Raw genomic sequence first — 12,759 nt, 5'->3', positions numbered from 1 at the left:
AAGATTCAACTGTTAGAATTAGTGCATCTGATCCATTCAGTACCACTGATGACCAGGCTTACCTTGGAACCCTGAAACCCGGAGACAGTGAAGTTGCTGTTTTTGATATGGATGTAGATGAAACTGCAACTGCAAAGCCATACTCTATAAGTAGCGAAATTTTCTACGAAGATACTGATGGGCATGACCGGACTTCGGATACCATCAAGGTCAATACCGAAGTTCTGGAGGCAAAACAGTCTCTTTACTCTCTTCCGGGATTTGAGCTTGGGACAGGCATTACAATGGCTCTAGCTGCATGCTTTGTAATGCTCAGGAGAAAAAAACAGAATTGAAGCAAAAAGGTAATGAAAAATAAAGTATGCACGTAGCCTTTTTAAAGGCTACAAACTTATTTTTAGATAACTATTTTAATTTTTTTTCTAATAATATTTTATGTATAAAGCAAATGGGGAATAACATATGGAGAGAGATTTTTACCGAAATATATTGATTGCAACGGACGGATCTGAGAATACACAGAGAGCCATTTCTTACGGAATCGAGATTGCAAAACTCAGCGGAGCAGCTGTCTATGCTCTTTATGTTGTAAATACGTCTCCCATAATTTCCGAGTATTGGACTATTGGTAAAAAAAATGTGTATGAAATAATTAGAAGTGAAGGGGAGAAAGCAGTATTCGAGGTTAAGAAGATCGGAGAGGCATCAGGGGTGGAGGTAAAAGAGGTTGTTTTAGATGGTTATCCGAGTAATGCAATTATAGATTTCGCCGATAATAATAATATTGACTTGATAGTGATGGGTACCCTCGGAAAAACAGGACTTGATAAGCTTCTAATCGGAAGTGTTGCAGAGAAAGTAGTAAGAGGTTCAAAGGTACCAGTTATGGTTGTCCGTGGGGAAGAGCAGAGCTAAAATTTTCTATCAAAGGAAATCTTTTGGGAAAAGAAACAAATCAGGACTTAGAGGCAGAGGTGCAAGTTGGGTATTAAGGCAGGCAGCTTACTAGTGTCATGTCAACAATAAATATCGTATAAAACCGATTGCAATTATTTGGAATTATTGAATCCCTGATGATTAACTCGACACTAGTGTTTAGATTCAAAATCGATTCCTCACTTCTTGGAAAAATCCGAGATCGTTGAATTTATCAAAAGTCAAGTTTTATAAACTTATTTCAGAATCACAGTACTAGTGTATTGAACCTGTTTGAAAAAAGATTTATTAAAAGGGGAAAATAATGGGGAGAAAGCGGTGGGAAAAAAATTCAAATTTTTGGGTAAATGATCTACAAATGTTTCGCATTCTTTATTTTCTAGATATATTTCAGGTGGTTTACAGTCCTTCCTTTAATTATCTAATCATAAATTACGCCACTGCATATCATAAATTATGCCACTGCATAATACAGGCGGTATTTGGATTAGTGCCAATTATAAAAATGACAAAATATCCAAAAACTGATATATAAAATATCCAAAAGTCTTGCATCGGTATATCATATTGTACAAAACTAGAGTGAACCCTTATTATATACCGAAGATGTAATCTTACTGGACATTCTTTGTCTGTATCCGCAGTTACACGTTTAACATCCTGGAGGAAGCATGTCAGATACTAATGAGAGGAGAGAAATGGGGCTATTGATACTGGAAAGGGAAGTACTTTTTAACAAATTGGTTGAAAGAAAATTCTCTGAAATGATATCCAAAGTCAGATCAAAAGGACCCGAAAAGCTCGGCAGACAACAGTCTAATGCTATTCTAATAATTGGCACGATGGGAGAAATGATTCCTTCATACCTTGGTCTGTGTATGAATATGGATAGGAGTAGCCTTTCAAGAATGATAGATTCCATGGAAAAAAAAGGACTTGTTTATAGAAAGACAGATACTAAAGACAGAAGAAAAATTATGATATTTTTAACCGAAATGGGGGAAGAGTACTATGAAATTCTTAAGGAGAAAGCGGAAGAGATTCAAACTTCTACAACAGATCTTCTTAACGAACAGGATCTCAAAAAATATAAAGCCTGCATAAAAACAGAGATAAGTATTCTGAAAAAAATCGATTCCAAACTAAATGCAAAAGAATGAATCTTGTAGAAAAACATCTAAAAAATAGAAGATGTATTCCAGAGAATGAGCCTATCCCAAAAGTCATTTCGTTCTTAATCATCAAGAATTTTCAGGATTGTTTTCATGATCAGAAACTTGATTGATTGTTCGGAATACAGGATTCAAAGAAGCAATTTTGAGTTTTGGGATCAGCTCAATATATAAAATGTAAGAAGAATGCTTGCAGGAACTTTTGAGTCCGGAGTTGCAAGTACTCTTATGCAGGCACTATTAATATATCTCTTTCTTATGCGATATCAACCAAATTTGGTGAAAGCGTTAGGTATGCAGGGATATATAGCAATCAAAAAGTGTACGCAACTGCAGATATTCATAGTATTCGTTTTTAGAATTTATAATACATTCAAAAACTAGTTTTTTTCAAATTATAGCATTACTTTAAAAAAAACAAAATCCAAAGTTCGATGTAAAAATAATGCTAGGGGTGGGATTCGAACCCACGAATACCTTCGTAATCAGATCTTAAGTCTGACGCCTTTGACCTGGCTGGGCAACCCTCGCACAATGATAAATGTATTTTTACTTTTGCCCGTTCTTACATTTCTTTGCTTTTTATTCTTTTGATTGGGTTTACTTCCTGTTTTGTTACTGTGAGAATCTCAATCACTAATTTGTTACTCAGTATGCTAGTAAACACACTGGTAGTACTACCTTTGCGGTAGTTAAACGTAGTTAGCTTTAAAAATGACTCAATCGTGAATATAGTTACTTATCTGAAACAAATAATGAAATATATTGAAACTAATATTAAGTTTCACTATATATAAAAAGAATAAGAAATATCTACTTACCTTTGGGGTCTGGGGGAAATGAATGAGAAGTAAGATTTTTTTGACTTCGTTAGCTTTTGCTTTTTTGTTACTGATCGCAACAGTAGCATCAGCTGGACAGGAAATTCAAATTACACCTTATGGCGAGAGAGGTCTTACTCCTGCTATCTATGATAACAAAATTGCATGGTTGGACAAGTATATCAATGGAAGTCTCCACCTGCGAGATTTGTCTACAGGTAAAGAGATACAGATAACTGAAGATCCATGGTACTCATATCTTGCTGTTTATAACGATAAGATAGTGTGGGGATCTGGAGGGCAAAACATCTATTTGTACAATATATCTACAAATAATAAAACTTTACTTTCAATTTCAGAGTCGGAAAATAAAGGGGCAGGGGATTCTTTAACTATATACGGTGACAAAATCGTATGGAGAGATCAAAGCAGTGGGTATCGGGACATCTACATGTATGATCTCTGCACTTATAATAAAACCCGAATTACAACTAACCGATCAACTAAGGATCCCGTCATCTACGGAGACAAAATAGTATGGCAGGAAGATCCTAGCTTTGGCTTTGGAAGTTCATACCATGACATCTATGTGTATAATCTATCAACTTCCAATAAAACTCGAGTTACAACCAATAGATCAACATCGAACCCTAAGGTCTACGGTGACAGGATTGTATACATAGAAGGTAATAATATCTACTTACATAATCTCTCAACTTCTATAGAGACTCAGATAACCTTCAATGGGTCACGAAAGGATAAGCTTGCTATCTATGGTGACAGGATAGTGTGGCAGGATGGCCGCAACGGAAATTGGGATATATACATATATGATCTTTCTGAAGATAAAGAAATTCAGATTACTAATGATGAAGCAGATCAACTTAACCCTGCTATTTACGGTGACAAAATAGTATGGGAAGATTATCGTAATGATAGGGAAAACATGTACTATTGCAGTATATACATGTACGATTTCTCAGCTAAACCTACAATTCCTTTTGCTTCTTTTTCTGCTAATATGACATCTAAATCCGGAAATATGCCGTTAACTGTGTTATTTACTTATAACAGCACGGGTGGAACTCCCATATCCTGGTATTGGGATTTTGGAGATGGTATAAATTCAAAACATGCTCAAACAGCCACACACACACTCAAAAAACCTGGAACTTATGATGTTAGTCTTACAGTAACCAATTTCGCAGGCAATAGTACGCTGAAGAAATCAAATTATATCACTGTCACTCCTCAACAAGCTCCTATTGCAGACTTCTTTTCTCCAGAAGTATATCATGCTAACACTTATGGAGGGTCAGTTCCCACAAAAACCGTATCATTTGTCGATAATAGCACAGGTTCACCGACTTCCTGGCTTTGGGACTTTGGAGACGGTAATACCTCAACAGAGCAAAATACAACCCATGTGTATGATGTAGAGGGAGGATATACCGTAAATCTAACTGTTAAGAACGCTGTGGGTAGTAATACAACAAGTAAGTATGGATATGTACTTGTTGGCCTGGGTGATGGATCTGTTGCTCCAGAACATTTCTCCTCAAATGTAATATCCGGAGATGCACCACTGAAAGTAACGTTTCATGGAGGAACCGGATATGCCAATTATTGGACTTTTGGAGATGGTTCTCAACAATACGTTGGTGAGAACCAAACAGTAGAGCATACATATCTGGAACCCGGACAATATACCGTGAGCTTATCTGAAGACAATGTTGGTGGCACAGCTGCAATAACAAAATATCATTATATTACTGTAACCGGACTTACAAGACCAGTGGCTTCTTTTACTTCAGAAAAGGTGTCTGTTCCAATGTCACTGACAATAGCATTCACTGATACGAGTATTGGAAAGCCAACATCCTGGTATTGGACTTTTGGAGATGGCGCTTCTTCAACCAAACAGAATCCAACTCATACATATTCTACAGCAGGAAACTATACGGTTTCCCTGACAGCAAGTAATGAGAACAGTACAAATTCAACGTTTAGAGTAATCGATGTGTTCAAAACCACGGGACCATTTGCATATGTTACTAACGACAGGAATATCTCTGTAATTGATACAGCTACGGATAAAGTTGTAGACACGATGGAGATAGGAAGTGGTTTAGTGGGGGTTGCAGTTAATCCGACTGGGACAAAGGTATATGCTGCAAATGAAACCAACAACACTGTCTCTGTAATTGACACAAGTATAAGCAAGGTTATAGCCACAGTTAATGGATTAAATTCACCTTATGCAATTGCAATTACGCCAGACGGGAAAAAGGCATATGTTACGAACAACAGCGGCGCTGTCTTTGAAAATGGCACAGTCTCCGTTATTGACACAGGCACTAATACTGTTACGGATACAATTAAGGTAGGCAGCGTCCCTCATGGAGTTGCAGTTAGCCCGGATGGAGCAAAGGTATACGTAACAAATTATTATGATATTTCTGTAATTGATACGGCAACAAACAAGGTTACAGCTACGCTCAATGTAGGACAGTATCCTGCTGGAATTGCAGTTAGTCCGGATGGAACAAAGATATATGTGACTAATGGTGTCAGCAATAATGTCTCTGTAATTGATACAGAAACAAATAATGTTACAGCTACGTTACCTGTAGGAGATGATCCTGTTAGAGTTGTGGTCACTCCAGATGGAACAAAGTTATATGTGACGAACCATAAGGGAAATACCACATCTGTAATTAACACAACAACCAATACCGTAACAGCCACGATACCAGGAAATGGTCCTTACGGAGTATCAATCACCCCTGACGGGAAAAAAGTATATGTCACAAACCTAGGTAGCATTCTTTCCGGCAAAACTGTTTCTGTAATTGATACAGCAGCAAATACTGTTATAGCTACAGTTAAAGTAGGAAGCTATCCTAGAGAAGTTGCAGTTGCTTCATATGGAAAATGATACTTTCTGCCATAAAAACCGTAGTTCTAACTTAACCAGTAAAATGCGTCTCTTTTAGAAATGAAAAAGTGAATTTGTGAGATTGAAAAACAACTGACTAATGACGAAAAGACAAAATTAAGTAAAAGAAATCCAGGGTTTGAAATAATTTATGGGACAAATGGATTTCTTTATGTGTTTCTATATAATGGAAATAGAAAACAGTAAGTGTTGGATAGAAATTTTGAATTTAGTGCGAGGGGTGGGATTCGAACCCACGAAATCCTTCGATACCGGATCTTAAGTCCGGCGCCTTTGACCGTGCTGGGCAACCCTCGCTCTTTGAAAAAAAGCAAGTTTTTTTGAGCCGCAAATATTCGTTATGCGGACATGCTTTAAATAAAGTTAAATTATTTAAAGTTTATTCTTTAACTTATGGAAATTACATTTCTTGGCACTGGAGTTGCGATCCCTCAGAAAAATAGGGTACAGTCCGGAATACTTGTCAGGCTAGACGAAAAGCCATTACTTATTGATTGCGGAAGCGGCGTATTGAACAGGTTTCCTGAGGCTGGGGTTTCTCACACTGAGGTGGACACAGTGTTGCTTTCTCACCTCCACCTTGACCACGTAGCTGACCTGCACCCTCTTATCAAGGCAAACTGGCTCCGCGGAAACACGAGTATGAAGGTCTACGGGCCTGAAGGGACCGAAGAATGGTTTTCAAAAGTGATTGACGCTTATGAATATCTTCAGGAAAAAGTGGACGTAGACGTTATTGAGATCACCCCCGGAAAAGAATTTACTCCTGAGGGATTCGATTGTGAGATCAGCTGCACGGCAGCCGCGCACAGCGTTCCGACACTGGCTTACCGCGTGACTGGAGAGGACGGAGAATTCGTTTACTCCGCAGACACCGAGCCTTCCAGGGATGTAATGGACCTTGCAGCCGGGGCCGATCTCCTGATCCACGAGTGTTCGTTTCCATCGGACATGAATGTCACAAACCATACCACTCCCAGCTCACTTGCCGACATCCTGGAGGAATATAATAACGAAATCGGAAGCATCTGCCTTACACATTTCTATCCGGAAATGCGGGGACACGAAAGAGAAGCAGTGCACCTCCTGAAGGGGTATTTTGAAGGAGACGTGATTCTTGCCGAAGACCTCATGAAACTTGAATTATAAGGTAGTGCAAAGTGAAATGCGAGGTCTAGAATAATCCAGGAGGTACAAAGTGAAATTCAGGTTTTAGACAAAGGCTTAATACTGTTAAAAAGAGAGGCAATCCGAACAATAGCAAATCCTTCGGCAATCCTCAAATTTTACTCTTCCTCCCTCTTGAAAAAAGCCAAACGCAAAATTGTTATTCTTGACTTATATATTCTGGATTTACTTCTTAAATCATCCAACTGCATTCTGTTAGTTGGGTATGCAGCCTTATGATTAAATATTAGAAACACAGAACACTCTCATACAGAGAAAAGCTCTGTAACACCGTCTGTATGCGTTTAGTCTGTATCTATTATCATGTAGAAATCCCAGCTGCACAATCTATTGTATTTGAAATACAGTACTTATGCATCTATCATCTCCGGAATATCTTCAAAATGCAGATTTATACTTTATCACGGTGACCATCATGGCAAGATTACTCTCAGAAACGGACATTGGTATTCTGAAAACCGTTGCCCCGGAATGTGAGGGGTATCTCTGTTCAGGCTCAGGAATGACTTATCGTTCCATACTCCCTCCACTGGCAAACCACTATGCAAAAGATGCACAGGATTTCCTGCGGAGAATAAAACTACTATCTCGATATGACCTTGAATATCTTGTCAGGCTCATTTTATCAGGAGAAGAAAGCCTCGGCTGTGTACCATTCGAGTATATCGAGCTTTTCATAGAAAATGTCTCTGAAAGGCTGGGTGAGAAAATGGCAGCTCAGGTTAGAGATTCTTATAACAATTCAGAATGTCCTGATTGAATTTTTTTATTAATTAGAGTAAAAATGCGAAAAAGAAGTTTCTTGTAAAATGGAAACTCTTAAAATTATTAGCTAACTTAAAACTCATACTAATATTAAAAATGTGAAAAAATAAAAATATTGTAAAAAGGAAACATTCTCAATCTACACAAATCTGCTCAAGCTCACCCATATACCTGCTCAAACTCTCCCATATTTATCTTCAAGCCTTTCAATATCGTCTTCTCCGATATAGTCTCCCTGTGCGATCTCAATGAAAACAAGGTTTTGACTGCCTATATTCTTAATTCGATGAATCTCATTTACCGGAAGATCGACCGAATCTCCAGGAATAACCCTTATTTCATTCCCGTTTTTAATTACAAGACCTTTTCCACTGATTATGAACCAGTGCTCGCTTCTGTGAAAATGGCGCTGGAGTGAGATTTCACCCTGAGGAATAACAGTAAGGCTTTTGACCTTATATCCAGGCCTCTGTCCGAGCACTTCATAAAAGCCCCAGGGCCTTTTTTCCTCACGTTTACATTTTTCGAGGATGGTCTCATACACTTTAATGTAATCATCCACCATCCTGTCAACCGAAAAACGTTTTTCTACGTTTTCCCTGCATTTTTTGCGGGATATGGAGCCAAGTTTTTGCACAGCTTCGGCAGCTTCCTCAACACTATTAACAAGAAATCCAGTCTCTCCATCCCGGATAAGCTCAGGCATTGAACCCCTGTTCATTGCAATTACCGGCGTCCCGCTGGCCATAGCTTCAACTACGCCAATCCCGAAAGCCTCTTCATAATTAATCATGTGCAGCAAAGCATAGGCATTTGATAGGAGTTCCTTCTTAAACTCAGGTGTGACATGTCCCTCATAAATAATCTGTTCATTGTCCAGATAGGGCTGGACTTCTTTTTCAAAATAAGCCTGATCTGCAATGAAACCAGCAATTCTAAGTTTTCTGCCAGTTTTTTTTGCGACCTGTATTGCTTCCCTTACGCCTTTGTCTTTATGCAGGCGTGATAAAAAAAGTAGATAATCCTGCGGTTTTTCATTGAAATAAAAGCTTTCTATGTCAATTCCGTGACGAACCGTTGCTATATAGTCCAGATCACGGCATCGGTAGGCATCACTTATGGATACGTAAAAAGTTCTATTATTGTACTTTTTATATACAGGCAAAATTTTCCGTGAAGAAATACCATGGATTGTTGTTACAACAGGCGTATCCACAAGTGCACTGTAAGTCAGAGGAAGATAATCGAAATGATTATGGATTATATCGAATTCCTTTTCTCTCTCGAAAACTTCGGATATATGCAGGCCTTCATAAACCTTTCTGATCATATCCTTATCTTCTTCATAAGGTCTCGGGCACACAGCATGAAGCTTTGCTCCAGTGTGAGAATCTGCTGTGGCAAACAGTGTAACGTCAATACCTCTTTTTACCAGTCCTTCAGTTAATAACGATACAATAGATTCCCAGGGACCATACTTTTTAGGTGGCGTGCTCCAGGCAATCGGAGACAACATTGCAATTCTTATATTAATACCCCCAAAATCACTCACATCCCCAAACTTAATTTTTATTTATTTTATCTCAATTTTGAATATCCTCTTTTCGGATCAGTGGAACTTTCTATATCTTCTTCAAACCACCGGCAGTACTCATCCGGGCACTGTTTTTCCGGGCACTCATGGATATATTTCAGAACATCGCTTACTTTTGCAGTAGCTAACGATACTGAAGTATCTGCACTCCCATAATAAATACGAATTTCATCGCCTGCAAGTACCCATCCGCAGGGGAAAACAACGTCATTGACGTCTCCACTGCGTTCATACATTTCACGTGGCCCGAAAACCCAGCCTTCAGATCTGTGGAGCACTTTCCTAGGATCATCAGGATCAAGAAGGGCAAGTCCAAGCCGGTAACTTGCCTTAGCTGTTGTCTGGCGTACTCCATGGTACATAATTAACCATCCATCAGGTACACGGATTGGCTGTGGGGACAGGCCTATTTTGTTTGCGTCCCACCATCCACCTTCTCTGGCATATAGAAGAACCTCATGCTCTCCCCAGTATTTCATATCAGGTGAAAAGGAAATCCAGATATTTGCTTTTGCACCACTTATTAAAGATACAGGCCTGTGTAACATTGCCCATCTGCCGTTAAACCTTACAGGAAAAACCGCAGCATCCTTGTTTTCAGGAGGTAAGGTAGCTCCTATTCGATCAAAATTTCGGAAATCCTTGGTAAAGGCAAGTGCAGTTAAAGGTCCTGAATCCGAAAAAGCCGTATACGCCACAGCCCACTTTTCCATCTCATCTATATAAGTTATGCGCGGGTCTTCGATACCGTATATTTCTTCAGGGTAGCTTACAGGGTCAGGAGCAAAGGTTGGTTCAGGATCAATTTCCCAGCCATAAATTCCATTTTTACTCCTTGCTATTGTAAAGTGAGAAAAGCCCCTGTGATCTTCGACCCTGACCAGTAATAGGGTAGTGCCATCAACTATAGCAGCTGCAGGATTAAAAACTGAATGGGCCCTATAAGGCCAATCGTCAACGGTTAATATAGGATTCCTATCGTATCTTACAAATAACTCCCCATGGTCTTTCCAGATCATATTATTCTCTCATCCCCCAATCATGTTATTCTTACTCCCCAGATTATATTAGTCTCTCATCCTTCAGATCATGTTATTCTTGCTCCCCAGACATATTATTCTCTTATCCCTCAGATCATGTTATTCTCTTACCCTCTGGATCGTATACCCTTTTACTTTCTTCTCTTACTCAACCTGATTTGCTGACAAAAAAACTCTTTCTTTTCTGCAGAATTCTGCCATCTACCTCATCGCTTACCCTGGACTGCAATATAGTACTGAAAGCTTTATCCATATGCTTATTTAAAGAGTTTAAAGCCATAAGGAAGCAAATTATGGATTCTGCACCCTGGTTACAATTCATACCATCGCGGTTGAGCCCATCACAGACCGCGCCTGTGGAATAATCATACATAACAGTTTGCAAACGATTTCTTCCAAGGAAGTATTCAAAAGAATATCTTGCAAGTTCCAGATATCTTCTATCTCGTACAATCTCATAAGCTGAAACATAAGCTTGAGTCAGATAACCTGCTTCGATGGGCTGCTGGTCAAAAATAGGCTTTTCCCCATTGTAAGAATACCAGCCCTGGTTTCCAACAATGTCAAAAAAGTCACCGTTCCACTGAATCTCAGTAAGAAAATTCAGGGTATCAAGGCCGACCTTACGATAAGTTCGATCTTTTGTGTAATTGTATGCCAGTAAAAGGGATTCGCTAAGTTTTGCATTACTATAGGTTACTGTAGGTTCGAACCAGTTCCAATCTTCTTTATGGTTAGCCTCATATAAGTCGGCCAGAGAATTCGCGTGGCTGACAAATATGGATTCAAAGGTATCTTTACTTACAAGGGAGTCTACGGACTTGGCGGCGTCCCTGCGCGAATTAAATACCGATTCTAATTCATCGGTATCCACATCTGTTCTGAGCATTTCGTACAGGCCGCACATGGCATAGGCTTTTGCCCTTGGACAGTTAAGCTTCTCCATCTCGGGTCTAGCTCTACTCATAAGGGTATGAGCAAGCGTGCGTATATTTTTAGAAAGGTAAGGGCAGCTTACCACGTGCCCAAGCCCGTAGATAGCACGTCCGAGAGTATCCTCACTTCCCTTTTCGTCCAGAAATTCCCTTTTGTAGCTCATGAAGTTGTGGAAGTGACCCGTGTCGGTCTGGGCATGTTCAAGAAAACTCAGATATGTGGTAATTAACTTCCAGAACTCCTCAGCTTTCTTCTGGTTATCTATTAACTGTGTCAGTGCAACAAGAGCTCGACCTACGTCATCAGTACTATATCCGTAATGACGAGCCGGTACACCTAAATTGGTATGCTGGATAATGCCCACGTCGTCGGTTAACAATTTCAGGTAATCAAGTTTTACTTCAGGCAGGTGGTTCGGAAGGAAATTAAACTTTTTCGAGGTGGAGTAGGCACTGTAATTCTTTAAGGACCTGGTAAAAACCTTATTATATTGTTTACCTACGTTTTTCCACGTCATTTTTCGACCAAAATCATATGCCTTTTTGCGCATCTTATCACACTCTTCTGGATTTTCGATTAAATGCAAAAGAGATTTTCTTAAACCGCTCGTGTCTCCAAAATCTACAAGCAAACCGCGATTATCAGAAAGCATTTCCTGAGCATACCAGTATGGAGTGGAAACTATTGCTTTTCCCATACCAATTGCATAGGTCAGAGCGCCGCTTACTATCTGCTCTCTGGAAAGATAGGGAGATACGTAGATATCACTGGCAAGGATATAATTACAAAGTTCTTCTTTCTCGACAAATTTGTCATGGAATACTACATTTTTTTCAAGTCCGAGTTCTGAAACCTTATTCTGGAGGTATTGTCTGTATGTTTCTCCAAAGTTCTTTTTAATTATAGGATGCGTAGCACCCAGTATGAGGTAAATGAGCTCAGGGTACTGGCTTATGACTTCAGGAAGAGCATCAAGCATACTTTCGATACCTTTATTCTGGCTCAGCAGGCCGAAAGTTAAGACAAGCGGAGATCCCTTCAGGTTCAATCTATTTTTATACTTACTGCAGTTGTTAAAAGGGTAGTCAGGTACTCCGTGAAAGATTAATTCTATTTTATCCTCAGAAACTTTATAAACGTCTTTTAACATTTCGACTGCAGTCTGGCTCATTACGATCAGCTTTTCGGAATATCTGATGAGTTTTTCCGTGGATGCTCGATACTCAGGTTCAGGCTCCCGGATTACAGTATGCATCGTGCTTATCACAGGTTTGTTGATTCCTGATAGAAGAGCAAAAATATAGTCTCCAGCATTTCCCCAGAAAAGCCCAAATTCGTGTTGCAGGCA

Annotated in this window: 8 protein-coding genes, 2 tRNA genes and 1 pseudogene; 6 read left to right on the top strand and 5 right to left on the bottom strand. The window is 39.3% G+C overall.

The genetic code is table 11. The features are described from left to right. The 3 genes and pseudogenes from A9239_RS12585 to A9239_RS12570 form a co-directional block, all read left to right on the top strand. A pseudogene (locus A9239_RS12585) lies at positions 1–335 on the top strand (COG1361 S-layer family protein); the annotation flags it as partial. Positions 336–462: 127 nt separating this feature from the next. Further along, complete coding sequence (locus tag A9239_RS12580; RefSeq protein WP_048117580.1) at positions 463–915, top strand: universal stress protein; 453 nt, start codon at positions 463–465, stop codon at positions 913–915. Positions 916–1,607: 692 nt separating this feature from the next. Further along, positions 1,608–2,096, top strand: coding sequence for a MarR family winged helix-turn-helix transcriptional regulator (locus tag A9239_RS12570; protein ID WP_048117586.1), 489 nt, complete (start codon positions 1,608–1,610; stop codon positions 2,094–2,096). Positions 2,097–2,554: 458 nt separating this feature from the next. On the opposite strand, the gene A9239_RS12560 is transcribed toward A9239_RS12570, so the two are convergent. Beyond that, positions 2,555–2,639: transfer RNA gene (locus tag A9239_RS12560), tRNA-Leu, on the bottom strand. Between the two features lie 312 nt (positions 2,640–2,951). Here A9239_RS12560 and A9239_RS20785 point away from each other — a divergent pair. Then, positions 2,952–5,867, top strand: coding sequence for a PKD domain-containing protein (locus A9239_RS20785; RefSeq protein WP_052712789.1), 2,916 nt, complete (start codon positions 2,952–2,954; stop codon positions 5,865–5,867). A gap of 233 nt (positions 5,868–6,100) precedes the next feature. On the opposite strand, the gene A9239_RS12550 is transcribed toward A9239_RS20785, so the two are convergent. After that, positions 6,101–6,185: transfer RNA gene (locus A9239_RS12550), tRNA-Leu, on the bottom strand. A gap of 96 nt (positions 6,186–6,281) precedes the next feature. Here A9239_RS12550 and A9239_RS12545 point away from each other — a divergent pair. Together A9239_RS12545 and A9239_RS12540 are read left to right on the top strand one after the other, a co-directional pair. Beyond that, positions 6,282–7,037 (top strand): MBL fold metallo-hydrolase, encoded by a 756-nt coding sequence (locus A9239_RS12545; protein WP_048155469.1) that lies wholly within the window; start codon positions 6,282–6,284, stop codon positions 7,035–7,037. A gap of 454 nt (positions 7,038–7,491) precedes the next feature. Next, entirely contained in the window at positions 7,492–7,836 is a 345-nt protein-coding gene (locus tag A9239_RS12540; RefSeq protein ID WP_011308067.1) for a hypothetical protein, read from the top strand. Positions 7,837–8,016: 180 nt separating this feature from the next. Here the strand turns inward: A9239_RS12540 and A9239_RS12535 are convergent, their stop codons facing one another. The 3 genes from A9239_RS12535 to A9239_RS12525 form a co-directional block, all read right to left on the bottom strand. Then, the gene (locus A9239_RS12535; RefSeq protein WP_230669132.1) at positions 8,017–9,393 is read right to left on the bottom strand and encodes a glycosyltransferase; all 1,377 of its coding nucleotides are present in this window, start codon (positions 9,391–9,393) and stop codon (positions 8,017–8,019) included. Positions 9,394–9,419: 26 nt separating this feature from the next. Then, positions 9,420–10,454, bottom strand: a complete 1,035-nt coding sequence (locus A9239_RS12530) for a glycosidase (RefSeq protein WP_048117593.1) — start codon at positions 10,452–10,454, stop codon at positions 9,420–9,422. A gap of 169 nt (positions 10,455–10,623) precedes the next feature. Further along, positions 10,624–12,759 (bottom strand): glycosyltransferase (locus tag A9239_RS12525; RefSeq protein ID WP_069575330.1); only part of this gene is annotated, 2,136 nt, incomplete at its 5' end.

The sequence above is a fragment of the Methanosarcina sp. A14 genome, from assembly GCF_001729375.1.
GTDB lineage: Archaea > Halobacteriota > Methanosarcinia > Methanosarcinales > Methanosarcinaceae > Methanosarcina > Methanosarcina barkeri.
The sequence above is the reverse complement of the archived record's forward strand: the minus strand, read 5'-3'. Positions and strand labels throughout refer to the sequence as shown.